The following is a 23,881-nucleotide window of genomic DNA, read 5'->3' as shown; positions in this document are numbered from 1 at the left end:
TGCCGTCGAAGCCAAGGTCAAAGCCGAAGTCGCAGATCTCTGCGCCAAATTCCCGATCTACCCTAACCTGTAAGTTGGTTAAAAACTAAAGACCTGAGCGGCGCCTTATGGGCGCCGTTTTTTTTGGCGGATCAGATAAAACCCTGCCACCGTAGGAAAATGATCAGCAGCGCGAACAGGGCCAACAGGTTGAACGCCAGCCCGCCCAGCATCCCCAGAAACCAACCCAGCCGCCGGTCGGCACGGTTGATCCCGCTCAGATGGGCCTGAACCTCTTCTGACGCGCGCGCAAGTTTTGGAGTATCCAGCACCAGCCGCAGCTTAGGATGAGCTGCCATCGGCTCGGCATGCGCCAGCATCAACGCCTGCTTGTAAATGCGGCGGGGCAGAAGCCGTTTGGCTTTTCGGATCGACTCGGCCAGCGTCTTGTCCTTTACACCCAGTTTCTTGCGCAGCAGTTGAACCGTTTGCGCAATCTGGCTCTGGATATCTGTGTTTTCCGACATGACGGGCCTCCGAAGCTGCCAACTTACTACCCATCGGCGAAGCCGACAATGGGGCTGGTTGTTTCTGATCTCGGCGGGTATCACAGCCTCATGCTGAACACGATCATACATGGCGGACCGACCGAGAAGCTTCCTCTGCTTATTGCCCACGGACTTTATGGTTCGGCCCGGAACTGGGGGGTGATTGCCCGGCGTCTGGCGGATGAGCGGCAGGTAGTGGCCGTCGATATGCGCAACCATGCATACAGCATGTGGACCGATCAGCACAGCTATCTCGAATTGGCCAATGATCTGGCCGAGGTGATCGAGCATTTCGGCGGCAAGGCCGACGTTGTGGGCCATTCAATGGGCGGCAAGGCAGCAATGACGCTGGCCCTGCAGCACGAGCATCTGGTGCGCAGGCTGGTGGTCGCCGACATTGCGCCGGTGACTTACACCCACAGCCAGATCCAATTCATCGAAGCCATGCGTGCCGTTGATTTCTCGGCGATCGAGCGGCGCTCGGACGCGGCGCAGCAGTTGGCCGACCAGGGAGTTGAACCGTCTTTGCAGAGCTTTTTCACTCAATCGCTTGATATCAAGGGGAAACGCTGGCTGCTGAACCTGGATGTTCTTGCGGCTGAGATGCCCAAAATCATGGGGTTTCCAAAGTTGGACGGGTCGTGGAACGGCCCGGCACTGTTCTTGTCGGGCGGGGAGTCGGAGTATGTCCTGCCAGAGCATCGCGATCTGATCCGGGCGCTGTTTCCGGCCGCCAAGTTTGCCAAGATTCCCGGCGCAGGTCATTGGCTGCACGCCGAAAAGCCCCGCGAATTCGAAGCCGCCGTCCGGGCGTTCCTGAACGCCTGATACCTTACGCCGAAATCTCATCCTCATACTGGGCCTAGTCGGGCAATCTTCCGAGGATGTAGACCCGCGCATACCCCATGTCCATCAGGAGCTTTCCCACCAACGCGGCGCAAGCGTCAGCCGCACAATAGAGGATAATCAGCAGTCCTTCCCAAAGTCGAAGTGATGGGGTGGCAAGGTCTCATCGGCGCGTAACTCCAACATGCCGCGCGGGATGTGATGAGCGCCGCTGGCCCGCCCTGCATGCTGCAACTCGGCGGCATCGCGTAAGTCCAGTAGCAAACCGCCATGCCTCAGCAACTCGCTCGTTGTTTCGGTGTCAACTCCCCCAACCACAGCGTTGGTGGCCTTTACCAGTCTTGAACTGTCAGAGGCATACTTAACCCTCCGGTGGTTTTCGCCGGAGGGCAACATGCAATTCGTGGAAGGGGCGGACCGGTCCTGTGGTCAGCCTGTTTACTGTTCGCGGAAGGCGCGCGACATGCTGTCTGTTACTGGTTTCGCGATATAAGCCGCGAATGTGCGCTCTTCGGTCTGGATCATGATCTCGGCGGGCATACCCGGGGTCGGGATAAAGCCCCGCACGCGCTCCATCTCTTCCGGTTCCAGCGAGATGCGGGCCAGATAGACCTCTTGCTGCGCACCGTTGGTTTCTTCAATCAGCGAGTCAGCTGACAAATAGAACACCTGCCCGTTCAACACCGGCGTCGTCCGCTGGTTCAGTCCAACCAGGCGCACGGTTGCATCTTGCCCGGTCACAACACTGTCGATTTCGGTGCGCGGGATTTGCGCTTCGATGATCAAGGGGGCGTCGGCGGGTAGAATCTCGGCGATGGGTTCACCGGTTTCGATCACGCCGCCCGGCGTGTGATAGTGCAACCGCACAACGGTGCCGGTAACCGGGGCCCGCACAACCGCACGGTCCAGAACGCTGCGGGCCTGACGAGCTTTTTCGCGGACACTTTCCAGATCGGCTTCGATCACGCCCAGTTCATCCAACGCAGCCTCGCGGTAGGCTGCCCGCGTGCGGGATATCTGTTCTTCGTATTTCAACAGCATCTGGCTGATCTCAGCCGCCTCGGCCTGCAACCGCGCCTGCTGACCTTCGGCTTCGGCCTGAACCCGGCGAATTGTGTTCAGCTCACCCTTGCGCACCAGCCCTTTTTCAAAAAGCGCCTGCTTGGTTTCAAGCTCTTCCTGAAGGATTTCGGACCGTCGCACCATACTATCCAATTGGGCCTCAAACCCGCTGGAGCGAATTCTGAGCGCCTCCATGTTGCGTTCCAACAAAGCGATGTCGTTTAGCAAGGTTTTTCGGGACAAATCAAAGGTAATCTTTTGCCCATCAAGAATGCTCAACACCTCGACATCATCCGAAGCGGTGATCAGGTTCTGGGAAAACTCCAGCCGTTGCTCTTCGCCGTATTCCGCATTCAGGCGTTCCGACATGGCCTGCAGGCGGATTTTACGGATAAACAACTCACGCTCATTGGCTTCGGCTGAGGTTTGGTCCAGCGTCATCATCACTTGACCCGCTTTGACGGCTTGGCCTTCGACAACCTTGATATCCTGAATGATGCCACCTTCCAGGTGCTGCACAATCTTGTTGCGGCCAGTGGCGACAAAGCTGCCCTGCGCGATAACCGCAGCGGCCAGAGGCGCGCTGAAAGACCAGACACCAAAGCCACCAAAGCAGGCTACCAACATGATAAGCCCGATAACAACCAGGCGATTGATCGAGCGCGGAACCTCGGCATACCAGACGTCTGGATCCTTGGGATCATTGTTCACGGGGACCAGTTCATTCATGTCGTATTCCCCTTTACTGCTTTTGAATGCCGGGCTGGTTGTTACGCGGCCCGTTAAGTTGTTGCAGAACCTGTTCGCGGTGACCAAACAGTGCCACGCGACCATCCGTCAGCAACATGATCTTATCGACAACGTTCAGTAGTGTCGGCTTTTGCGTAATCACCACAACGGTAATCTTACTTTCCCTGGCCTGTTCAATGGCCCGCGCCAACGCCTTGTCACCAGCAACGTCCAGGTTCGAGTTCGGCTCGTCCAGAACCACCATACGCGGATTGCCAAAGAACGCCCGCGCCAGTGCGATGCGCTGTTTCTGCCCGCCAGACAGCGGCGAGCCATCCGCGGCCACCACGGTTTCATAACCCTGTGGCAGCGTCGCAATCATGTTGTGGACATCGGCCAGAACGGCAGCATCGTGGATCTGCTCATCGGTCGCATCATCTCGCATCCGACCAATATTGTCCTTGATAGTCCCGGGGAATAGTTGAACGTCCTGCGGTACATAGCCGATGTTCTCACCAAACTGACGCGGGTCCCAGTTGCGGATATCCATCAGGTCAAGCCGGACACTGCCCGAAGTCGGCAGGATCGACCCGACCAGCGTTTTACCCAGCGTTGTTTTCCCTGCGCCAGAGTTGCCAATAATCGCCAGCGTCTCGCCCGGATTCAGCGAGAAGCTGATTCCGTTCAGAACAACGCGCTTTGTGCCACCAGGCACATAGAGCAGGCGCTCTACGTCCAGTCGACCTTCGGGGCGCGGCAGGCGCAGTTTTTCGAATTGCAGGGCTGAGTTGGACAGCAGTTGATTGATACGGCCAAAGGCCCCACGCGTCAGCAGGAAGCTGTTCCATCCTTCAATCGATCCTTCGATCGGCGCAAAGGCACGACCCGCTATGATTGATGCTGCAATAACCATGCCGCCCGTAATCTCACCCTGCAACGCCAAATACGCACCCCAACCCAGAATGGCGATCTGTGTCAGCAGCCGAACTGCTCGGGAAATAGCGGCAAAAATCACATTCCGGTCCTGAGCGCGAACCTGCCATGTCAGGGATTGGGCAGTATCACGACCCCATATACGAACGGCCTCTGGGATCATGGCCAGCGCGTTGATGATCTGGCTGTTCCGCGACATCGAGTCCAGATGCAGGTTTGCCATGGACTGCGCCTTGTTAGCCTCGGCAAAGGGTTTGGCCGTCATACGCTGGTTGATGAATGCAATCACCATCAGCAGCAAGGCTGTCACGATCACGATCGACCCTAGTTGTGGATGCACCAAAAAGATCATCAGGATAAACAATGGCGCAAAGGGTACATCCAGGAAGGATATTAACGTACCCGAAACCAGAAATCCCCGAACTTGCTGCAGGTCACCCAAGGTCTGGTATTCACGTCCGTTCCCGTGCAGCGAGGCATGCGCCGCCGCGCTCAGCACCGGGGCACCAAGACGGGCGGCAACTTCGACCGCTGTCCGCATCAGCATGAAACGACGCACTGCATCAAAGGCCGATTGGAAAACCACTGCCCCCGCGACAATCGCCGTCAGCATGACAAGTGTGTCCAGCGATCGGCTGGTTAGAACACGGTCACTGATCTGGAAAAGATAAATCGGGATCGCAAGGATCAAACAATTCGTCGCACAGGTTAGAACCAGCACAAAGGCCAGGTTTTTATAGATCGCCCGCAGCGAAGTGCGTAACGTTTTCTTAAAATCTTCTGGCGGAGTACGTTTGTGAAAAGTCTGGGGTGGCCCTTTCCCATCGCCGCCGCCAGAATTGCTGCGCAGCAATGGCTCATTTGCCTTGGCCTCGATAGTGGTGCCCATGCGATCACCGCCATTCGAGCGCGACGCCGGGGGTATACGGTCGCTCGTTTTATTGACGGGTTCGGGATCGGGGCTCTCGACATCGGCCACCCCAGCACCGCTGCCCTGTTGGTCACTATCTTCGGCAGGCTGCGGCTCCTCGCGCCGGGGGGGAGGTCCGGCGCGCAGTTGCGGTTCCTCTTTCACTTCTTGATGAGCAGGTTTCGCTTTCACGGTTTTTTCGGCGCTCGCATCGCTTTGGGCGACTGCCTCCCGATTGCCGTCTTGTGGATCACTAATCCGGAAATCTTCGCTTAGGCGTAATCCCGGAGTTTTCTTTAGCTTCTTTTCAGACTGGCCCGCGCTTGGCGGTTTCGAAACGGCGCCGCCGTTACGATCCAACGGACTGGTGTATCGTCTCGGGCGCGACGGAAAAACAATCGACATGTCAAAACTTTCAGGTCACTCGTAACAAACAGGTTTACTACGCTAGCATAGTTTGCAGTCCGTCGTCGACGGTTGCCTGTTCCGAAGGGGTCAACTTGTTGTGGTCCGGGCAGTTCTTAGCATCGGCCGCGGCATCCATTTCTTCCATCATAAGCGCGACGGCTTCGCTGACGATCTCGGCCTTTTCCTCTTCCACGCTATCGATCAGGCTCGCCTGATGAAGCATGAGTTCCGAGTATGCTTCTTCCTTCGCCATAATGACTGAATCGACACCCATCTTATTGATACTGGCTTTGTTCAGAATGGCGTTTCCCGCCGCCACAGCGGAAACCTCCTGACCATTTGGATCGATATAGATGTCGTCCTCGTCCTGTAGTTTTGTCACTTGTTCGATGGCATTGACCTGCAACAGATCGCCATCGACCTTGAGGACACGCACCAACTCTGCACCTGCGAACATCGGGTCATTTAGCAGAGCATCTTCCAATGCGTCTGTGTCGACTTCCTGCAATGGTATGGCTTCTGCAAGAGAGTCGCTCAGTTCTTCATGTGTGTCTTCACCGGTTGTCTTCAGAGAAACCTCATTCATCACAAGGTTCTCTTCCGCGTCTGTCGGATGGGCACCGTAAACCACATCACTGTCCATCAGAGCGATTGTCTGGGTCACAACATCGATCGAGAGCATGTCCCCGCCAATTATGATCACGTCGTAGAAACTGCCCAGTTGCAGAATATCAGTGACATTGGTCATGATATTCTCACCCAGCGTGTATGCAGTGGACGTGGCTGTGACCTCAGTGTGAATGTGGTCGATATCCGTGGCGTCGATGATCTGTTTGATGAAATTTGTCACCAACAGATCGCCATCAATCCAGTCGATCAACACAATCGGGTCTTCCCCAGGTTCGCCGACATTGTCCGCCAACCATGTTGCCTCGCTGCCTTCGACCAGAATTTCTGAAGACTGGACCACATGCGTTTTGCTTTGTACGCCCGGCGCACCCTGATCGAAGTCGGAAACGACAGCGACCTGACTGACAACGCCCAGATTAACGGATTGCCCACCAACCAGAATATTGGGCGCGTCCACCCAGCCGACATTGATGGCAACTTCGTTAACCGCCAGATTGCCACCTGCAACCACCGAATGGCCGCCCTCAAACTCACTACTTTCGGGCTTGTCCCACTCAGCTGGCAGTGGATCCCAAGAGTCCTCTTCTGTGTCTTCTTCCTCGGTCTTAAGGTTTTCAGGCAGTAAATCCTTAAAGTCCGGTGCCTCATCAACATATTCGCCGTTTACAATCACGCCGATGGCGTCCTCGCCATGGAACTGAACGACCGTAGCGCCGTCGATATCGATATGGATTGAAGCCTGAATCTGATCGATCAACTGCTCAACCGCTTCTCCAGACAAGTAGTCATCGATGTGAATGGACGGTGGGGAAATCGCATGCAGGGACAGGGCCAGGTCAAGTATCGCCTCGCCCTTCGCCATCAGGATTTCGACATCGCGAAAATCACCTTCTCCGATGACATCGTTGTCGTTCAGTTTGATCGTCTGGAACGTATAGGTAACTGCCGAACCGATTAGGTCGTTCACCATCTCAGGCATCAGCTGAATAATGTTCAGTTGAATGCTCGCGCCACCGACTCCAGGTGCCTCGGGCAGCGAGAAATCATTGCCCGGGGCGGAACCCAGATTGACTTCGGAGTCGTTCAATGGCCCAGGGCCTGCCGGGGCCGAAGCGAGTTGTTCCTGAGGAGTAAAAAACTTGTAAGGCAACGGGTCATATTCACCCGGGTCCATCTTCAGGTTTGCCTTGATCTCAACGCGAGTGGGGTCTTCCAGTTCTTCCAATTCTGCTTTTCGTTTGAGTGCGACAAATTCTTCGTACTGATCCCGCAACCGGGCCTGTTCGATCGTTATTTCAAAAGTTCCGATGAAATGGGCAATTTGTTCCGTAATACTGTCAAGCGACATTTCAGTGTCCTTTCCCCGCCCCGGCCTGAAATTTCCGGTTGAGGTGAAGTTGGGCCGAGGCCGCCCGATACGGCCTCGGCGTTTTCTTGAACGAAATCAGAGCCCGCACTGGGCGGGCTCTGGTCTCAGTTACACGTCGGTATCGTCGCTGGAGTAGCTCGACGACATGTTACCACCAACCATCGTTGTATCGACATCGTTGCCAAGAACGTTGGCGCCCATGACGATGGACTGGTTGAAGGCCGATGTATCGACCACTGCTGCAGCAGACGCATAGGATTCGCCGTTCACAATGCCGTCGCCGCCATTGTTTGAACCCCACGTTCCTGCGTTTCCGCCGGCGCCGCCATCACCCGAGTTTGCACCCGATGCGTTGCCGCCGGTGTTCATGCCGCCTTTGGCATCGCCAGCTTCAGCAAATCCATGCGCGTTACCGCTGGTTCCACCGTAAGCTTGTGCAGCACCGCCGCCGCCACCGATGCCGGATTCCGACATACCTGTGGCTTCACCGGTTCCGGTCGAGGTTGCGTCGTTGTCGGAGTCTGCTGCACCGCCGTAACCCGAAATCGCTTCGGAAAGGCTGTCAGCACTGCCGTCAACTTCGGCAGTTGCGAAGACTTCGGCCAGGCCGCCGTCACCGGCAGTGTTGGTTGCATCAACAGATCCGGTACCAGTACCGTCCGATGTTGCATCCTGATCGACCGCGCCACCGCCGCCGCCAACACCGTCTGCCATCGCATCAGCGGATCCGTCAGCATCTGCAGAGCCATCGGCATCGTTGAAGCCGCCGTCTCCGGCATCGGAATCTGCGTCCTGATCGCCAACGCCACTTGCATCGACATTTGCGTCCGCAGGACCACCGTTACCGTTGCCGCCGTCGCTGTCGCCGCCGTCGCCGCCGTCACCGTCGCCACCAGCGCCGCGTGCGCCGTCACCGCCGTCACCGTCGCCGCCTTCACCGCGTGCGCCGTCACCGCCGTCACCGCGTGCGCCATCGCCGCCGTCACCGTCACCACCGACGCCACGACCACCGTCGCCGTCAGCGCCGCGTGCGCCGTCGCCACCGTTGTCGCCGTCGCCGCCGTCACCGCCATTGCTGCTGTCGTCACGGCCTCTGTTGCCGCCGTCGCCGCCGTCGCCGCCGTCACCGCCGTCACCGCCGTCACCGCCGTCACCGCCGTCACCGTCGCCGCCTTCACCGCGTGCGCCGTCACCGTCACCGCCGTCGCCGCCGTCACCGCCGTCACCGTCGCCGCCTTCACCGCGTGCGCCGTCACCGTCACCGCCGTCACCGCCGTCACCGCCGGCACCGTCGCCGCCGTCACCGTCGCCGCCAGCACCGTCACCGCCAGTTCCGTCTGTATGATTGGCAGCCAGACCACCAGCAAGACCCAGTCCGATGTTACCCGCACCGCTGTCGCCGCCATCTGCGTCGCCAGTCGACGTGTCATTGTCTGCGTCGCTGTCTTGGTCGGCGTCTGCGTCGGAGTCATTGTCTCCGCCGGAGGAATCAGCAGCATTGCCGGCACCCGACAGTCCAAGACCCAAACCAAGGCCAAGCGAACCTGCGTGTCCACCATCACCACCGGTACCATCGGCATCTACGTTAGAGTCACTGGCTTGGTTAGCCTCAGAATAGCTGTCTGCGTCACCGGTATCTCCACCGTCGCTATCGCCATCTGCTGAAGCTTCGGACTTGCCAACGCCCAGGCTCGCCGTTTTTGCATCACCCGAGTCACCGCCGTCGCCGGCTGTTGCGTCGGCACTTGCATCACCCGTGTAACCGCCGCCAGCAACTGCTGTGGCACCGTGAACATAAGCACCCGCGTCACCGGCTTCTGTCGAGCCGCCATCGCCGGAATCGCCACCAACTGAGCTGGTTGAGATGCCTTCGCTGGCTTCGGCATGTCCGCCGGACGCATCACCGTTTTGCTCAAACGAGCCGTCGTTTTTGACAACAGCGCTGCCCAGCTCATCGTTGTCTTGAAGATGCGCCATCTGGCTATTGAAGGATGCCATATCGTTGCCGGCACCATCCAACGAGACATCAATGTTAATGTCATCGCCCGGATCATAGTCGAAGTCGCCACCAACGGTGATGACGTCATCTACCGAGCCGCCGTCATAAACGTCGATGTCTACGTGATCGTCGTCGCGGGGAATCCACTCGCCTTCGCCAAAATCAATGTTGACAGAGTTCGAGTTGTCGTTGCTGTCATCGCCGCCGTTAGTGTTTTGCTGCTGCTGCTTCTGATGTTGATCCTGATCCTGATCTTGCTTCTGTTTTTGATCATTTTCGTTGTCAACGTTCGTGTCTTGATCTTGTTTCTGTTGCTGTTGCTGATCGTTATCGACGCTGTTGTCGTTCGTCTGTTCTTGCTCATTCAGATTTGCGTCGACTTCGGCTTCTTTAACGTTGATATCTGCATCGACGTCAACGTCAGCATTTTCGACGTTCACTTCGCCGATTGCCGTAATATCATTAGCTGGTTGATGATGGTTGCGTTTACTCATTTTGAAATTCCACTTTTTAAGCGCTCAACCGTCATTCATCTACAAAACGGCTATTGGCGCGGTTGAAACAAAATTGAAACATTCAGGCGCAAAACGCGCTTGAAGCGGTTTCGTTCAGTGAATTCGTTTCTCACCTTCCTTTCCCGGCTAAGCCGATGTGCTGTCCGCAGTTTGAAAGATTCGCGTAAATTCACGATTCGCGGACACGTCAGGAATAATGCTTCCCAAATTGAAGCAGGATCATCGTTGCAGCAGGAAGGCGCCCTGAATAGCTGCCCTAAAGCATTAGACGGGTTTATATATCTGTTATTAAACGCAAAACTATGGTTCTTAACTAGAGGTGGTTGGTGAAGACACGAAAATGTGGCCGAAGTTCGACTGATCAGTTAAAATATTAATTTTGCTCTACTTTTACGAACATGTATTCAGGAAACCTACCCGAAAGTTCTAGCTCCAATCGGCTATTCGACACGGAATGTTGATGAAAAATAGACTTTCAGGTATAGTGGCAACGTAACAACCGTTAATTTACTGATAATTACGCTCCGCGTTTTGTTTACGATTTCGCCGCAGATTGTGTGGCGTGGGTTTATAGGGGGAAATAATGAGCAATCCGTTGCAGGATAGTGTTACCCAAATAAATGTTTGTTCCGAAGACTTCTCGATCAATTTCATCGGCAAAGAACTCTTCTTTTCAAATCAAACTCTCCGAAACGTTCACTCGGAATTCGGTGTGTTCGCACATCGGTATGACGATATCGCAGAATTGAAATCTGTCGGATATGCAGGTTCGGTGGCTGGCAAGGTGGTGGTCATTGACCAGATCATGCTGGACGATTTGCTTGCTCGACCGCACGTCTATACCGCAGCTGCCGGGACTGGCTGCCTTGCCTTCGCATACCGTAAAGAGGACGCCGCGCGTTCTTTGTTTGAAGCGTGGGACCGAGCGCAATACGGCGATATTGGATATCTGCCAATGAACGTCGCACCGGATGTGTGGCGTTCCATTCTGCGCTTGCTGATGCATGAAGAACTTTATCTGCCCAGCTTCCTTGCCGATTGCGTATCTGCTCCTTCGACTCAGAACAAGCCATGCCTGTTAAAAGAAAGCAGTGTCGAACCGAAACTGGCACCGAAAGAACCGCATCCGGTTTACTCTCGCCTGACGCGGCGGGAAAAACAGGTTCTACAGCTGGTCTCTAAAGGTCAGAGCAACAAGATCATTGCCGCAAACCTCGGCATCACTGAGCACACGGTGAAACTGCACATGCACAATGTCGCGGGCAAGATAGGGGTCAGCAACAGAACGGCAGCCGCGCAATTCTATTTCGAGGTGACAGCACACGAAACGCACGGTCAGATCGTTGACTGAAACGCTCGAAACCCGTTTTGACCGCCTGATCCTGCTGGTCGGCAAGTTGAACTATATGTGGACCAACACCGAAAGCCTGTTGATCCACTTGATTGCTGGCCTGAGTGGCACCAACAAGGATGTCGCTGTCATTGTGTTCCTGACTCTCAACACCACACGTGCCCGGATTGATCTGGTAGAGCGGCTCGCCAAGATGGAAGGACGCCCATCAGAGATACGCGATCCGATCCTGGAGCACACCCAGCGACTGAGCAAACTGTCCTCAATTCGCAACAGGTACAATCACTGCATCTACTCGTTTGATGCTGAAAGCGGGAACCCAAAGACCATCCTGATGCGCATCGCGGACCGAAAGACCGACATAAAACTGGGGCGTGCAGATACTGTCGATGAAAAAGCCATTCAGAAAATCGAGGATGTTGTCGCGCAGCTTTCAGCCGCGAACCGCGACATCTGGCGCCTGATCAATCAGCTTGGTTTTCCGGTTTAAAAAAGTGATTGGTGCGGATGGCGGGGATCGAACCCGCAAGTCCTAGGACGAGGGATTTTAAGTTAAATCGACTCTTTTTGACTTCAGCTAGTTAGCGTTTTTTACTCACACAAACATATCAAGAACATATGGTGAAAGTGTGAGTGATTGACTTTGCTATTGAGTTCACTCACAGGGGTCGTCAACTTGTGATGTTTGTTCAATTCTTTTGGAGAGATTAGTGTCATATCGAAACCATCGGATGGGGAACCATCTTCTGGGTATCTCGAACTGCCCGCACTGTGGTGTATCTGCGCCTCTATTGACGCGCTCCTGGTCTTCTGAAAACCCTGTCGCGAGAAACGACGGCGGCACACCTTCGCGTTGGGCAGTATATAGGTGCCACTCTTGCGGCCATATTGTGTCCGCGAAGGGTCGTGCCAATGACGGCGTTGCCAACCCGTATGTTGACGAGATATTTCCTGACATTTGGCAAGTTGAGGATATTGTTCCGGAACGAGTGCGGAACTACCTGCAACAAGCACACCAAACCCTGGCATCACCGGACGCGTCGGTCGTTATGGCCGCGTCCAGTATTGACGCAATGCTAAAAGACAATGGCCTAACTGATGGTCCACTGTATGCGCGAATTGAGCAAGCTGTTGCCAATGGCATCCTAACTCAAAACATGGCCGAATGGGCACACCGAGTGCGTCTTGACGCAAATAATCCTCGGCATGCCGACGAGGATACGCCTCATATGTCAATTGAAGATGCAAAGCGAGCGTTCGATTTTGCCAATGCGCTAACTGAGTATCTATACTTATTGCCGTCTCGCATGCCGCCGAAAGAGGAATAGTGTTTTGAATTCTATCGACTCTGTTTGGTTTCAGAGACTTAGCGTTTTTCACTCACACAAACATATCAAGAACGTATGGTGAAAGTGTGAGTAGCAAGATAATGATGGCCGTGATCAGCCATTCCACGTGATAGTGTAGAAAACAAATGATTGACGGGCTTCTGGAATTCATCAGCAACAACGTACTTGCTGCATACGGTGCAGTCGTGGGCACGATAGCACTTGGGCTAAACTTCATGCGGTATTCGCACTCTGTTTCATCTAGCAAAATCCGACTGAAAATTGAGGTGAAACAAGTTTTAACTGAACCTCACTTTAGTGCGATGATAGAGCGCGAAAAAAGTAGCAACGTAGGTAGACACGCAAGATCCCAAATCACGCATGAAATCAAAGTTCGGAATGTCGGTAGCGTTGATGCGCATATTCAAGATGCTTGGGTAGTGACTGAAACTGGGCGTGTCGAAGCTTCGACGAAAGGCGCTGATCCCAACTCATTAGTTTACTACAAAGTTTCCGATCAGGGCAATTTCGAGATACCCGCCCGTTCTTCTGCGACCTTTTCCGTGTTTTCCAGCCCTTCAAATGGTTTCCTAAAGATAAAAAGAGCTTTTGTGACCGACGAAACCGGCAAAGATTGGAAGTCGAAGAGTCTCTGAGCTATCCCCTGCCTGTTCATTTTTCGCGCGCAAGTAACGTCTTAATGTCGTTCCGAATTTCGGCCAAATAGCTGTTGGTCTGATTATCGTGTCGAGACATGCGGGCGTGTACCGCGTCGATGTCTTTCGCTGTGTCAGCTTTGATGTCTTTAAAGTTCTGCTCAAATTGCCGGTTTCGCCACCTTGTCAGGGTCTGACCTACTTCCACCCGAATAACGAAACCCAGCAGTAAGACCGCCATCGGCCAAAGCAATTTGACCCACTCGACTATCGACATGCCTGCACTTTCCTAATGGCCTTTTCGCCAATCTGCCCCAAGTCCCGCGCCGTTCCCTCTGGCGGTTCCCTACTCCGGCCGCTCGGCGCGAACTGACGTTACATAGCCCTCAGATGAAACCGAATGCGTCACCGATCCGACAAGCCACTCACCGGCGGCCGCAGAACTGAAACCAAGGGGGTTTATGCGCCCCTCAGCAACGATCGAGGGATTGCCAGGCATTTCGAAATCCATGGTCTCTTTGGCCCTGCTAGCGCGGCGTGCTTCGGATTCCGCGACTGCGCGGGCTTCGGCCTCTGAAGCAAACCGATGGCGTAGCCGACGCTCTGGCTTTTTGTCTCCGATCCTGACCTCAATGTCCTGTTTGGCGTCCAGATCACGATAGGTAGCAATAACCGTGCCCGCCACTTCGCCCAGCCCCCGCCGCATCGCCCAAGATGACACCTGCTTTTCGGTTAAAGTAACAGTCGGGGTGGTGCCCCCGGACACCTTTCGGCCTTCCCCGCGGCGCCCTACGAACAGAACGCCGCCGGCGGGTTTCGCAACCAAGTCGTATTTCAGCGCCGTTCGGGTCAGTAGTGACAAATCGCTTTCGTCGATCTGATCGATATGTCCCGGGATGATAGCGGCCGCTGCCTCCGTCACGCCGACTTTCAGGTTGTTCTCACTGGCGATGGTCTCGGCAATTGCTTTCAACGTCATCCCTGACGGCCACGACCGGCTTTTCTGCTGCTGGATGGGGGCAAGCCCACTCTTGGTCTCGCCCTGCGCCTTTGCGCGGGCTGTGACGATGATCCGGCGCGGTGGGCTTGCCTCTTCGACTTCATCAGCGATGTACAGGCCCATGGACTTGAACGACCCGAGATAGCCCAACGCTATTTCGATCTCTGCGCCTGGCTCGGGCATCACGAACCGGGACAGCGGCGAAACGTTGGTGAATTCCACTTCGGCCACGTCCGACACAAACCCTGCCACGTCTGTAACGCGCACCGAGGATAGGCTACTGAAAACAAGCCCCGTGATTGGCTGGCCGTCGATAACAACGCGAACCAGCGGCTTGAAGTCGATCACCCCCATAGCTGATCCGTCTCGGTGGGAGTTTCGGTGGAAAGATCCGGCAACGTGATCGACTCGCCGGCCGTCAAAACAGCGCCCAGCGCGGCAAGGCCGGGATTAACAGCCAAAACCGCCTCAACCTTTCCGCCGACAGTGTCGCCATAGTGGGCCAGAACGATTTCGTCGAGAATGTCGCCGTCTTTAGAAAGGTAGGATTGATCTGAGACCGCCGTCATAGCGCGTAATCCTCATGCTGAATTCTTGCCGTTGCGGGATGCCCTGCGCGGCGAATACCTCCTGCCCCTCTGAAATCGACAGAACGGCCCAAAGTCCCAAGACACGGCCAATGCCTGACACCAACGGTAATGGCACCCCAATGCTGCCTTGTGTTCGCATATCGTCGATCTGGCCTATGCCACCGCGAAAATGCGGGTAAATCACGCCCTCGACCTCGATCGTATCTGCCCCGAATCCTGTGAACTGCAAGGCATCGTGGTTGCTTATTCGGGGTTGCCGCGCCCAATTGTAATCCGTCGAGCGGGTCAAGCGCTGATAGGTCGCGGTGTCGATTTCGAATTGGAACCGACCGAGCTGCATCATTACCTCAGCCATACTTTACCCCCCGACCGTGCCTGTGTGGCGCACGCCGTCGAAAAGCCCGTTCCCGGCCGATTGTCGTGCCTTTCGCTCCATCACGCGAAACAGTTCTTCGGCGGACATCCCCCGGGCGTCGATGTGGTTTGTGATATGCTGCACAACACCACCGCTGGGCGCCCGGCTGCCGCCACTGCTCGAATTCGCAAATAGCTGGTTAATCCGGGCCGCTCGATCCGCCAATTCGCGCGTCTGGCGATGATTGGCTATGTATCCGGCCCGGTTCTCAAATCGTGTTTCGACGCCTTTTTCCCCAACCATGATCGGGCCCTTGGTGAAGGCGCCACCCAAGGCAAACCGCCGATTTGGGCCGACACCCGCAGGCGCTTGGTTGACGTTGGCTGCAGAGCCCGAAGTTTCGTCCCCACCAAACCAGCCGCCAACCTTGTCAACAACCGACGAACCGGCGCCCTGAACCCATTTCAGGCCATCCAGAACCGGGCGGATCTTTTCCATCACCCATTCGAATTTTTGCCCCATCCAGTCGAGAACCGCGCCAAGAGACGATTGAACCCCCTGCCAGGCATCGACCATGGCGACCACGCCGCGCGCTGTGCCCTGCAAAAATGGTTTAACGGCGTTGTCCCATAGCCAGACTACCTTTTCGCCCATCCACTCAATAACGGGTTTGACGTATGGCTCTATCTTTTCCCAGTTCTGATAGATCAGGATCGCACCGCCTGCGATTGCTGTAACCGCCGCCCCAATCGGATTGGCTATCATAGCCGCACCAATGGCCCGAATTGCACCGGCAACCAACGGCCCCGCACCGGCGAGCATCCACATCGACTTGCCGAGACTGAACACCGCGCCCCCGAACTTCACCACTGTTGCAATGGTCTTGCCCGCAAGTGCCGTACCGATAATGATTCCGAAGTTTTCCCAGCCACCGACCATTTCGGCGGTTTTGCCGATCACTTCGCCGACCACGGCGCTGACCTGACCCATGCCCTTGAACACTTCGCCAATGATAGGCAAAGCGCGCTCAACGCCATCGGCGAAGTTTTCCGCCCAGCGCTTCACGTCTTCGCGGTTTTCGACCAGAGCGTCACCAACCCGGCGCATGGCCTGAGTGACCACCGACATAAGCTCGGCGCCAACTGTGTTCTTCAGGCCCTTCATGACCAGTTGCGTGTCGAGCAAAGTATCTTGAAAGACTTCGGCATCCCGTGCCGCCTGCTCGGATAGAACGTAGCCAGTTCGCCGCGCATCATCTTGAAGCTGTTGCAGCCCCTTGGACCCACCGCGCAACATGTTGATCATGCCCACGCCCGAACGCCCGAAAATGTCGTTGGCGATTGCAGCCCGTTCCGCCGCGGTCCCCACATTGCCCATACGATCCGCGATGAGGCCTAGGGCTTCATCTGGTGACAGTTTGATAAGGTCTTTTGCGGAAAGCCCGAGTTGTTCTAAGGCGTCCTTGGCCGTACCGGTTCCGGTGGCAGCTTCACCAAGGTTTTTCTGCATCTTTTCGAGCGCGGTATCGAACTGCGACGTCGCAACACCCGAACGCTCGGCTGCATAGCGCAGCTCTTGCAATTCGGTGATCCCGATACCCAGCTTGTCGGCGGTCTTTGCCACCTCGTCGCCAAGCTGGGCGGTGGATGCTGACACGCCAAAGATTGCGCCGCCGGCCAGCGTGGCACCGACGGTTACCGTTCGCACCGTGCGGCCAATTTCGGTGCGCATGTCCCTGAAGGTGGACCCTACCCGGCGCGAAGCCCTAGCCGCGTCGTTCCATCGCTCTTGCGCCCGGCGCAGATCCTTTAGTTGGCGCTCAAGTTGTTCATACTCGCGATCGAGCGCGGCGACGGATTTACCTTCGCGCTCTAAAACCTTGCGTTGTTTGGAAAGCTCTTTTTGGCGCCGCTCGACGCCTTTGATCGAATCCCCGACCTGGTTAAGCCCAGATTTCAGGAATCCGATGTTCTTTTTGACCGACTGTTCTAGGGCCAAGCCGATTGTGATCGAGGCGTTGAAGCGTTGGTTCTTGCTCATGTCTTCGGTAGCCCTTCAATCCACCAAACAAGGCGGCTCGCTGGCAACGCCAAAATTTCCGCCTTGCTCCAACCCGTATGGCTGGCCAGTAGTAACGCCCCACGCCTGACCTCTTCAGGCGTTAGGATAAAAAATCCTCATACGCCGCTTGCAACCGAGCGTATTGGCGCAGTTTGAGTGAATTGATTGCCTCGGGCGACTGTTCGGTCAGGTTTGCAAACAGAGCGATTTCGGCATCTACGCGGCTTTTCGTGCTGTTTTGAGCAAGTGACTGATCCTGAACGCTCGGCTCGCGCATCGCCAGTTTTTTGACCTCGGTGCCGTCGATCTTGAGCGGGCGATCCGAGAAGTCGATCAGCATCGAGCCGTCTTTTTGTTCTTCATGGTGCTTTTTTGACATAGTTCCCTCGTTTACAGGCCGATGTTGGCGCGATGTTGGGCCAGTTGATCGACACCATTGATTACCCGAACCATGTTGATCGGGTCGATTTCACTGATCGTGCGCCCGTTGTGAACTTCGCGGTAATAGCGCAGCGAAATCGTGATGGTCAGGCTGGGCGCACCGCTGCCCCACGTGCCGCGACCAAGCTGCGTCAGCTTGCCCTGCATGTGGTGTTCGACGGCCTTCGTGGTTCCGTCCAGGCTTTCGATAGACCCACGCGCAGTAAGCTGAACCGGGGCGCCCTCTTTCACACCCCAAAGCGCCAGAACATCGGCGTCGTAGGATTTCAGGACAAACGAACAGGTCAGCTTTTCCAGCCCCATATCGATGTCGATAGGCACGTCCATGCCACCGCCGCGGAACTCTTCGGTCGATATCGTCAGATCCGGCGGGCTGTACTCTTCGATCTTGCCCGCATACCCGCGGCCATCAACGATCAGGTTTAGATATTTGAGGATGTCTTCGGCGGCCATCAGTTGAATACCTCTTCGATGTAGTCATTGACCAGGTGCGAGCGGAACGTGATATGCTCGGCCGGGTAGACGGGGGTGAAGTCAAAGTTGAAGTAGACCTTGCCAAGCTGGATGTTCGCCGGCGTGTTCAGGTCCGGATCGGCCCAACAGCGGCCGCCGAGGATCGCGCCCAGCGCAACGAGACTGCGCAGGTATTCGTTCACACCCTCGGTCACGTCCTCGATGTAAGTCTTGGTGATACTGCGGTCGACGGCCCACAGATGAGCCCGCAACAGTGAATCGTTGATGATATCGGCGGTGCGACGGACGCACAGGAAATGCCATTTCGTATCCGCCGTCAGAGACCGGTTGCCCCAAAGGCGATAGCCATTCTGGCGAATGATTGTGCCAACCTTGTTTTCGTTCAACAGGTTTGCCCGGGCGTTAGCATCACCCAGCTTGAAATCGACCGGGCGAGACGTACCGATGATCCCGTTCATCAGTTCGTTCGACGGCGATTTCCAGAACCCGGTATCGTTGTCGACACGCGCGATAATCCCTGCAACGCGGGCGGACGCCGGTTGGTCAACGATATTTGTGCCGATCTGAACCTTGACCCACGGGTCGACCAGATACACGCGATCAGAGCCAAAATCACCAGCCGATGTGTAGGCGTCTGCGTCGGTGGTGTTGGGCCCGTCAGCGATGATGACCGCGCGCAACCGGTCAGCGATGCCCACAAGCTCTGAAACGACCGGGTTGGCCAAGTCACTCGGACGCTGATGAGTGAAGCCAGGCGCCAGCAGAATGCGGGGCGAGAACCCGACAACGCTTTCAGCACCAACCAGAGCATGAACGCCCTCAAAGTTGCCGTCACCCGCGTTTACACCACCGATGACGTTGGCGATTGTCGCGGTTTCGTCTGCGCCCTCTTCCACGCGCACAACCACGACAACCGCGCCGATCTGGTCAAAGATCGCATCCATGGCCGCCGGGAGTGTTCCTTTGCCGTCGCTGGTGGTGTCCAGATCGGCAGCTTCAAGGCGCGAACCTGCCACCAAGACTGGGGTATTGAGGGGGAACTTTGCGGCGTCGGCGTCAGGCGCGGTGCCCACAATACCGATGACCGAGGATCGAACCGTCTGAATTGGACGGGGGCCGGCGTCGATTTCGATAACCTCGACGCCATGCAGGAATTGTGTGGACATGCTGACCTCATGCTCGGGCGTTGCTTTTGCTCTTGGTCAGAATTTCATGTCAGGGGCCGCCATTCCTCTGGCGGTTCCCCCACTTTTCGGCGCCTCTAAAGGAACCTTGGTTATGCCTCTGGCGTAGCCAACCCAAGGGCTGTGGCCATCGCCAAAGCCTGGGCCTTCCCCTCTTCGAGAATAGTTTCAAACTCGAACGGACTCTGGGCTACTTCGAGCCGGGATTTTATCACTCGCCGCAACCCGGAAATTTTGGCGTCTACTTCGTCGTCTCGATCAGCATTGGCATTGATCGTAGCTGCTAGCGCGCCAATCTCTTCGCCTGTTACGCTGGCCTCATCTTGAAGGGTTTTGATCTGATCCTCTGAGGCCGCCCCGTTAAGGAATGCCCGCGCAGCGGCTGCCTTTTTTGGGCGGGCACATAGTTCAACGTCGGTGATGCCTGCATTCCAGATAGCGGCCTGTGAGTTGATCCATGCGAGCATGGCAGCCTCGGCCGCCACCTGTGTCGGATAGGTCGGCGCGGGCTCGGGTACATGCTCGACAACATCGCCGTCAATAAAACGGTAAATCTTTTCCCCTGAGATTTGTTCTGCCCATTGCTGTTCGGTAATCTCAACATTCGGTTCGGGAATGTCTTTGTGCAATTCTTCCCGATAAAACCCGGTAAAGCTGCCAGTTTCGTTGTACGTTGCTCGGATCATGATTGCCTCATTACTTACCGATTGAGAAGAAACGGCATGGCGTGGCCGCAGGCATTTCGATCGCGTCGGTCCAAGCCGAATGGACTGTGAAGTTCGCAAGCGTCAAGGTTTCGACGCGCGCGCCTTCGGTTGGATTGCCAACGGGGTTAATGCGGCCAACCGTGCCCGAAAGGACCGTCTGATAATGGGCGCTGGGAAATGCGATAGGTAGCGCAACTGTCTTTTCCAGATTGTTGCCGATCTGATCAAACACGAAACTGCCCCACTGGATGATCAGGCCGCCCGGCAATTCCTGCACACCTGCGCTGGCGTGGGTAGTCGTCAGTTGTCCCGCGATTTCAGACAACGCCGACCCGGCATCGAGGGAAATAGTACGATCAGCGGAAAGGCTGCCGCCACCCGTCAAACCAGTTCCGGCGTTAATAAGGCGCGTTGTCGGCACAAGGGTTCCGACCGATTGCAACAGCGAGTCCACCCGAGCTTTTAGCCACTTGGTTCGCTTCGCCAACTGCTGAGTAGGAACATTCGAAATACCCTGCCCCAACCCCAAATTCGGCGGGCCACCTAAAACGGGGTCGCCTGTTTCAATCTGATAGATGCCATCTTCATATTCTTCTGTTTCTTGCAGATTAGCCATTTAAGCGACTCCGTGTGTGTACTGGCCGTCGTATGTGATCCGGGCGTTGTAGGTGTTCAGGGCTTCGGTGAAATCGAGCGCTTTCAAGTGGCATCGCGCCGGCGCGATGTTCTCCAATATCTTGCGCACCTGTTCGGCTTGCTCGACAGTAATGGGGCGAGTGAGAACAACCCGATATTCGGCCCAGTGATCCGCCTCTGTATGATCTTGCGACCCATCGTGAAAAAACTGTCCGTTGTGGAATTTCCAACCGTGCCGCTCTATGACTTGCGCGGTTCCATAGCCCGCCGCAGCCAAAGCCCGCTTGACCGCGCCAACTGTGCCTTTCCGCCTGTGAACTTCGATCGAGGCTGCAATCGCGTTGCGTTTCGCTTCCTCTGACCAACTTGAATCCCAATCATCCACTGAGAACGCCCAAGCCAGCCAAGGTAGGATATGCGCAGGGCAGGTTTCAGGATTCCAAAGTCGCGTGATCGGCTCGGCAAATAACTCATGCCGTGACGATAGCTGTTCTAGATCCAGTTCAACCGACTGCGCGTTCGGCGGCAGCACACTGGGCAAATCAGACATCAGTGCCCCCGATCGTTACAGTAACGGAACTGCAGAAAGCGGCCTCGATCGGCGAAACCACGATATCGGCGGCCGGGCTCGTCAGCACAACATTCTGAACCCCCGCCTGATGTAACGCGGCGTGCAGGCCCGAAATGGTTATATCGTGACCCAGCAAGTGATTTTCGCTGACGTAGGTCTGAACGGCTGTTTCAGCGGCTTGGCGCACAACTTCGGCGTCGGGCCCTTCGTACATGATCAAAGAGGCGTCGACGCTGTAATCAATGATTGCAGCCGATTGAACAACAACCTGATCGGTTAGGGGGCGCACGTCCTCTTCATTCAATTGAGCCTCTACAACTCCCAACAGCGCGGCATCACTGACGCCGTTGCCCACGGTTGAAAGAACTGTTGCGTCGACCCGCCCAGGCATCGGGGAATCGATGCTGATATCTTTGACCATAGGCGAAGCAGAAAGACCCCAAAACACATAGGCGCCGCGTGACCCGGCGGTTGTGAATCCTTCTAGCGCAAGCTGCACGCGCTGGCGTAGCCGCGTGTCCGTTTCCAATATCTCTGGTACTGGCGGCACCGCGTTTGGGTCGGCCACCTGCACAACGGCGCGCTCGACGCCAAAGAATGCGCCCAAGTGATCCAACTGCGCGCCAGAGGCAAAGGCCAGCATGTTCCCCCGGGCCGCGTCGTCGACCTCAACCCGCAAAAGGGTTTCGCGGTAGGCCCAAGCTTCAAGTACCTTGACGATCGGCTCGCTTTCCAGCTCCAAAACCGAAGCAAGGCCCGGTTCGCGCTCAACCAGCCATGACTTGATTTCCGTCAGGATGGTTTCAAAATCCTTGCGGTCGATGGTTTGCGGTGCCGCAAATTTATCCAGATTGATGGCGGTGAATGCACTCATTCGATCACGATCCCTTCGATCTGCACCGCGCGACCGTCAGGTAGGTATTGACCTTCTAAGTCAATCGCGATCCGGCCCGGCTGGAACGAACTGAGCGAAATACGTTCGACCTCAACTCGGGGCTCCCATGTCATGATTGCCTCGGCTGTGGCAGCGATGATTTCCAGCTTCGCAGACGACGAAAACGGGGCGTCAATCAGGTCGAACAAACTCGAACCATACTCGCGCCGCATTACACGCGACCCAATTGGCGTGGTCAAAATATCCCGGATTGACTGGCGTAAATGATCGATCCCGCCTAGCTTCCGGGCCGTTATTGCGCTGATCCCGTACATACGGCGACAATGCAAAACAACCCTCGGGGTTTCCTCTGGCGGTTCCCCCTATCAAACTAGGTTCAGTACCTCACTGAATCCTGCTCGGGCCACCCGTTGGCGCGGTTTCCATAGGAGTCATCGCCTCGCCTCCTATTTGTGCATTCCTACAGCTTCAAATCTTTCCTAGCGATACTCTGCAAGTCATCCAGACACCTTCTGTAAGCGTCGTGCGACTCCCCTAGGTATGTATACCAATTCGAACCTTCACCGGGAATGTGCCCCGCCTCCCCAAGCTCTCTGTCAAGCATATGCAATCTATCCAAGAACTCTTTGGAAAGCTTGAGCGAGCCAATCGTTTTTGCTTCCGCTATTTTATCGAAGGCCTGCCTGCCCATTTCTTCAAGATCGCGTTCCTTGTCCTCTGGGATTGTATGTCCTTCGACTTCAGCATGGAGAACTTCGTCGACATTTTGAAATGCATGGTAGGCGGCGGAAATAACAGCGTCATACGCGCTTTCCCGCTTCTCCCACCATTTCTCCGTTATAAAACGCTTTAGACCAAATTGGATTGTCAGCCACACCCCCAAAGAAACCGACAGAAGGGATTTAACCAAGTCGGCTATGAAACCATCTAAGTTATTGACCCACGAAAAAGCTTGCAACAACCAACACAAAGGAAATTACTCCTGCTCCTATTGGCCGTCTGCAAAGTAACTACCAGCCTCAATCAACGGACATTTATCAATATCACCTCCACACTTAAGGAGGTTAGCCCCACCTGCTGTCATGGCTATATCCCTATCAACCGGCGAGCTTGCGTGACTGCACCACGGCACCCTAACTCGAACTGGCGCATACCGCCCTCGCATTCCATTCATTGGATTTCGCTGGATATCCTTACTGTAGACTTCATAGAACCTGCAATCAGCCACTTCTAATTCTCCTGTTAACAATACCCTGCTCGTTTGATCCGCGACCCCGCTGCCTGAGTCTCTAAATGCCGGTAACGTCCACCAGAATATCGTGCACAGTCAAGGGCATGACCTGCGGCAATTACGGCTGCACCAAGATCGCGACCATCCGCATTGCAGACACCCACCCAGCGGTCATAGGTGCGCTCACCATTCAGATCGCACTCAACAGTCTTGCCGCTCAGATAGGCGATCATCCATTGCTTTGCCGCCTGCCCGGCCTTGGTGTTCAACTCGGGCGCATCGACACCGCTCAGGCGCACAGCCTTTCCGTCCAGGACAATCGTATCAGCGTCACGGACATAGGTGTTTGTGCTGCTTTCTGGGGCACATGCAACCAACGTGAGAAGCGCGGCAGTGATAAAATATTTCATGCGTCTGTTATTCCGCTTCTTCGTCATCAAACGGTAAATCCTCAATCACCATTCGAGCCTCAC

27 protein-coding genes are annotated in these 23,881 nt (G+C 55.7%); 6 read left to right on the top strand and 21 right to left on the bottom strand.

Annotated elements, in window-relative coordinates:
- Positions 1–131 precede the first annotated feature (131 nt).
- Entirely contained in the window at positions 132–506 is a 375-nt protein-coding gene (locus AC2FEE_RS12075; RefSeq protein WP_496865495.1) for a hypothetical protein, read from the bottom strand.
- 48 nt (positions 507–554) lie between these two features.
- Here AC2FEE_RS12075 and AC2FEE_RS12070 point away from each other — a divergent pair, with 48 nt between their 5' ends.
- Complete coding sequence (locus AC2FEE_RS12070; RefSeq protein WP_496865493.1) at positions 555–1,355, top strand: alpha/beta fold hydrolase; 801 nt, start codon at positions 555–557, stop codon at positions 1,353–1,355.
- 138 nt (positions 1,356–1,493) lie between these two features.
- On the opposite strand, the gene AC2FEE_RS12065 is transcribed toward AC2FEE_RS12070, so the two are convergent.
- The 5 genes from AC2FEE_RS12065 to AC2FEE_RS12045 form a co-directional block, all read right to left on the bottom strand.
- On the bottom strand, positions 1,494–1,691 hold the full coding sequence (locus AC2FEE_RS12065; protein ID WP_496865491.1) for a rhodanese-like domain-containing protein: 198 nt from the start codon (positions 1,689–1,691) through the stop codon (positions 1,494–1,496).
- Between the two features lie 120 nt (positions 1,692–1,811).
- Positions 1,812–3,164 (bottom strand): HlyD family type I secretion periplasmic adaptor subunit, encoded by a 1,353-nt coding sequence (locus AC2FEE_RS12060; RefSeq protein WP_496865489.1) that lies wholly within the window; start codon positions 3,162–3,164, stop codon positions 1,812–1,814.
- Positions 3,165–3,177: 13 nt separating this feature from the next.
- Complete coding sequence (locus AC2FEE_RS12055) at positions 3,178–5,199, bottom strand: type I secretion system permease/ATPase (RefSeq protein WP_496865487.1); 2,022 nt, start codon at positions 5,197–5,199, stop codon at positions 3,178–3,180.
- A gap of 250 nt (positions 5,200–5,449) precedes the next feature.
- Positions 5,450–7,393, bottom strand: a complete 1,944-nt coding sequence (locus AC2FEE_RS12050) for a type I secretion protein (protein ID WP_496865485.1) — start codon at positions 7,391–7,393, stop codon at positions 5,450–5,452.
- A gap of 129 nt (positions 7,394–7,522) precedes the next feature.
- Positions 7,523–9,391, bottom strand: a complete 1,869-nt coding sequence (locus AC2FEE_RS12045) for a hypothetical protein (protein ID WP_496865483.1) — start codon at positions 9,389–9,391, stop codon at positions 7,523–7,525.
- Between AC2FEE_RS12045 and AC2FEE_RS12040 the strand changes: the two genes are divergently transcribed.
- The 5 genes from AC2FEE_RS12040 (at position 9,383) to AC2FEE_RS12020 (ending at position 13,263) form a co-directional block, all read left to right on the top strand.
- Complete coding sequence (locus tag AC2FEE_RS12040; protein WP_496865481.1) at positions 9,383–9,973, top strand: hypothetical protein; 591 nt, start codon at positions 9,383–9,385, stop codon at positions 9,971–9,973. The genes AC2FEE_RS12045 and AC2FEE_RS12040 overlap by 9 nt on opposite strands.
- Positions 9,974–10,511: 538 nt before the next feature.
- The gene (locus AC2FEE_RS12035) at positions 10,512–11,279 is read left to right on the top strand and encodes a helix-turn-helix transcriptional regulator (protein WP_496865479.1); all 768 of its coding nucleotides are present in this window, start codon (positions 10,512–10,514) and stop codon (positions 11,277–11,279) included.
- Complete coding sequence (locus AC2FEE_RS12030; protein ID WP_496865477.1) at positions 11,272–11,769, top strand: hypothetical protein; 498 nt, start codon at positions 11,272–11,274, stop codon at positions 11,767–11,769. Before AC2FEE_RS12035 ends, AC2FEE_RS12030 begins: the two co-directional genes overlap by 8 nt.
- Before the next feature lie 400 nt (positions 11,770–12,169).
- Complete coding sequence (locus AC2FEE_RS12025; protein ID WP_496865475.1) at positions 12,170–12,607, top strand: DUF4145 domain-containing protein; 438 nt, start codon at positions 12,170–12,172, stop codon at positions 12,605–12,607.
- A gap of 146 nt (positions 12,608–12,753) precedes the next feature.
- Positions 12,754–13,263: a hypothetical protein gene (locus tag AC2FEE_RS12020; RefSeq protein ID WP_496865474.1), complete on the top strand. Its 510-nt coding sequence runs from the start codon at positions 12,754–12,756 to the stop codon at positions 13,261–13,263.
- Positions 13,264–13,279: 16 nt separating this feature from the next.
- Here AC2FEE_RS12020 and AC2FEE_RS12015 read toward each other — a convergent pair whose 3' ends face one another.
- From AC2FEE_RS12015 to AC2FEE_RS11945, 15 genes are all read right to left on the bottom strand, one after another.
- Complete coding sequence (locus AC2FEE_RS12015; protein WP_496865473.1) at positions 13,280–13,540, bottom strand: hypothetical protein; 261 nt, start codon at positions 13,538–13,540, stop codon at positions 13,280–13,282.
- A 69-nt stretch (positions 13,541–13,609) separates the two neighbouring features.
- Positions 13,610–14,617, bottom strand: a complete 1,008-nt coding sequence (locus AC2FEE_RS12010; protein ID WP_496865472.1) for a phage late control D family protein — start codon at positions 14,615–14,617, stop codon at positions 13,610–13,612.
- Positions 14,608–14,832 (bottom strand): tail protein X, encoded by a 225-nt coding sequence (locus AC2FEE_RS12005; protein ID WP_496865470.1) that lies wholly within the window; start codon positions 14,830–14,832, stop codon positions 14,608–14,610. The genes AC2FEE_RS12010 and AC2FEE_RS12005 overlap by 10 nt, the downstream gene beginning before the upstream one ends.
- Positions 14,798–15,208, bottom strand: coding sequence for a phage tail protein (locus tag AC2FEE_RS12000; protein ID WP_496865468.1), 411 nt, complete (start codon positions 15,206–15,208; stop codon positions 14,798–14,800). Before AC2FEE_RS12000 ends, AC2FEE_RS12005 begins: the two co-directional genes overlap by 35 nt.
- A 3-nt stretch (positions 15,209–15,211) precedes the next feature.
- Positions 15,212–17,248 (bottom strand): phage tail tape measure protein, encoded by a 2,037-nt coding sequence (locus tag AC2FEE_RS11995; RefSeq protein ID WP_496865467.1) that lies wholly within the window; start codon positions 17,246–17,248, stop codon positions 15,212–15,214.
- 121 nt (positions 17,249–17,369) lie between these two features.
- Positions 17,370–17,648: a phage tail assembly protein gene (locus AC2FEE_RS11990; RefSeq protein ID WP_496865466.1), complete on the bottom strand. Its 279-nt coding sequence runs from the start codon at positions 17,646–17,648 to the stop codon at positions 17,370–17,372.
- A gap of 11 nt (positions 17,649–17,659) precedes the next feature.
- Positions 17,660–18,163, bottom strand: coding sequence for a phage major tail tube protein (locus AC2FEE_RS11985; RefSeq protein WP_496865465.1), 504 nt, complete (start codon positions 18,161–18,163; stop codon positions 17,660–17,662).
- Entirely contained in the window at positions 18,163–19,350 is a 1,188-nt protein-coding gene (locus tag AC2FEE_RS11980) for a phage tail sheath C-terminal domain-containing protein (protein WP_496865463.1), read from the bottom strand. The genes AC2FEE_RS11985 and AC2FEE_RS11980 overlap by 1 nt, the downstream gene beginning before the upstream one ends.
- A gap of 110 nt (positions 19,351–19,460) precedes the next feature.
- Positions 19,461–20,054, bottom strand: a complete 594-nt coding sequence (locus AC2FEE_RS11975) for a hypothetical protein (RefSeq protein WP_496865461.1) — start codon at positions 20,052–20,054, stop codon at positions 19,461–19,463.
- Between the two features lie 10 nt (positions 20,055–20,064).
- Positions 20,065–20,691 carry a gp53-like domain-containing protein gene (locus tag AC2FEE_RS11970; protein ID WP_496865460.1) on the bottom strand — a complete coding sequence of 209 codons (627 nt, stop codon included), beginning with the start codon at positions 20,689–20,691 and terminating at the stop codon, positions 20,065–20,067.
- Entirely contained in the window at positions 20,692–21,261 is a 570-nt protein-coding gene (locus AC2FEE_RS11965) for a phage tail protein I (RefSeq protein WP_496865459.1), read from the bottom strand. It abuts the gene before it with no gap.
- A complete protein-coding gene (locus AC2FEE_RS11960; protein WP_496865457.1) occupies positions 21,254–22,156 on the bottom strand; it encodes a baseplate assembly protein in 903 nt (300 codons plus the stop codon). Before AC2FEE_RS11960 ends, AC2FEE_RS11965 begins: the two co-directional genes overlap by 8 nt.
- Complete coding sequence (locus tag AC2FEE_RS11955; RefSeq protein ID WP_496865455.1) at positions 22,153–22,491, bottom strand: GPW/gp25 family protein; 339 nt, start codon at positions 22,489–22,491, stop codon at positions 22,153–22,155. Before AC2FEE_RS11955 ends, AC2FEE_RS11960 begins: the two co-directional genes overlap by 4 nt.
- 146 nt (positions 22,492–22,637) lie before the next feature.
- On the bottom strand, positions 22,638–23,147 hold the full coding sequence (locus AC2FEE_RS11950) for a hypothetical protein (RefSeq protein WP_496865454.1): 510 nt from the start codon (positions 23,145–23,147) through the stop codon (positions 22,638–22,640).
- 272 nt (positions 23,148–23,419) lie between these two features.
- Complete coding sequence (locus AC2FEE_RS11945) at positions 23,420–23,818, bottom strand: thermonuclease family protein (RefSeq protein ID WP_496865452.1); 399 nt, start codon at positions 23,816–23,818, stop codon at positions 23,420–23,422.
- Between the last annotated feature and the right edge of the window lie 63 nt (positions 23,819–23,881).

The organism is Ruegeria sp. YTSC199 (assembly GCF_059609725.1).
This window is presented reverse-complemented; position numbering and strand designations above follow the sequence as displayed.

Coding starts and splice junctions, on each gene's coding strand:
- AC2FEE_RS11980 (WP_496865463.1), bottom strand. CDS start 19,350: ATGTCCACACAATTCCTGCATGGCGTCGAGGTTATCGAAATCGACGCC.
- AC2FEE_RS12075 (WP_496865495.1), bottom strand. CDS start 506: ATGTCGGAAAACACAGATATCCAGAGCCAGATTGCGCAAACGGTTCAA.
- AC2FEE_RS12035 (WP_496865479.1), top strand. CDS start 10,512: ATGAGCAATCCGTTGCAGGATAGTGTTACCCAAATAAATGTTTGTTCC.
- AC2FEE_RS11955 (WP_496865455.1), bottom strand. CDS start 22,491: ATGTACGGGATCAGCGCAATAACGGCCCGGAAGCTAGGCGGGATCGAT.
- AC2FEE_RS12010 (WP_496865472.1), bottom strand. CDS start 14,617: ATGGGGGTGATCGACTTCAAGCCGCTGGTTCGCGTTGTTATCGACGGC.
- AC2FEE_RS11985 (WP_496865465.1), bottom strand. CDS start 18,163: ATGGCCGCCGAAGACATCCTCAAATATCTAAACCTGATCGTTGATGGC.
- AC2FEE_RS12060 (WP_496865489.1), bottom strand. CDS start 3,164: ATGAATGAACTGGTCCCCGTGAACAATGATCCCAAGGATCCAGACGTC.
- AC2FEE_RS12070 (WP_496865493.1), top strand. CDS start 555: ATGGGGCTGGTTGTTTCTGATCTCGGCGGGTATCACAGCCTCATGCTG.
- AC2FEE_RS11990 (WP_496865466.1), bottom strand. CDS start 17,648: ATGTCAAAAAAGCACCATGAAGAACAAAAAGACGGCTCGATGCTGATC.
- AC2FEE_RS11945 (WP_496865452.1), bottom strand. CDS start 23,818: ATGAAATATTTTATCACTGCCGCGCTTCTCACGTTGGTTGCATGTGCC.
- AC2FEE_RS12040 (WP_496865481.1), top strand. CDS start 9,383: ATGCGCCATCTGGCTATTGAAGGATGCCATATCGTTGCCGGCACCATC.
- AC2FEE_RS11995 (WP_496865467.1), bottom strand. CDS start 17,248: ATGAGCAAGAACCAACGCTTCAACGCCTCGATCACAATCGGCTTGGCC.
- AC2FEE_RS12000 (WP_496865468.1), bottom strand. CDS start 15,208: ATGGCTGAGGTAATGATGCAGCTCGGTCGGTTCCAATTCGAAATCGAC.
- AC2FEE_RS12005 (WP_496865470.1), bottom strand. CDS start 14,832: ATGACGGCGGTCTCAGATCAATCCTACCTTTCTAAAGACGGCGACATT.
- AC2FEE_RS11960 (WP_496865457.1), bottom strand. CDS start 22,156: ATGAGTGCATTCACCGCCATCAATCTGGATAAATTTGCGGCACCGCAA.
- AC2FEE_RS11970 (WP_496865460.1), bottom strand. CDS start 20,691: ATGGCTAATCTGCAAGAAACAGAAGAATATGAAGATGGCATCTATCAG.
- AC2FEE_RS12050 (WP_496865485.1), bottom strand. CDS start 7,393: ATGTCGCTTGACAGTATTACGGAACAAATTGCCCATTTCATCGGAACT.
- AC2FEE_RS12015 (WP_496865473.1), bottom strand. CDS start 13,540: ATGTCGATAGTCGAGTGGGTCAAATTGCTTTGGCCGATGGCGGTCTTA.
- AC2FEE_RS12020 (WP_496865474.1), top strand. CDS start 12,754: ATGATTGACGGGCTTCTGGAATTCATCAGCAACAACGTACTTGCTGCA.
- AC2FEE_RS12045 (WP_496865483.1), bottom strand. CDS start 9,391: ATGGCGCATCTTCAAGACAACGATGAGCTGGGCAGCGCTGTTGTCAAA.
- AC2FEE_RS11975 (WP_496865461.1), bottom strand. CDS start 20,054: ATGATCCGAGCAACGTACAACGAAACTGGCAGCTTTACCGGGTTTTAT.
- AC2FEE_RS11965 (WP_496865459.1), bottom strand. CDS start 21,261: ATGTCTGATTTGCCCAGTGTGCTGCCGCCGAACGCGCAGTCGGTTGAA.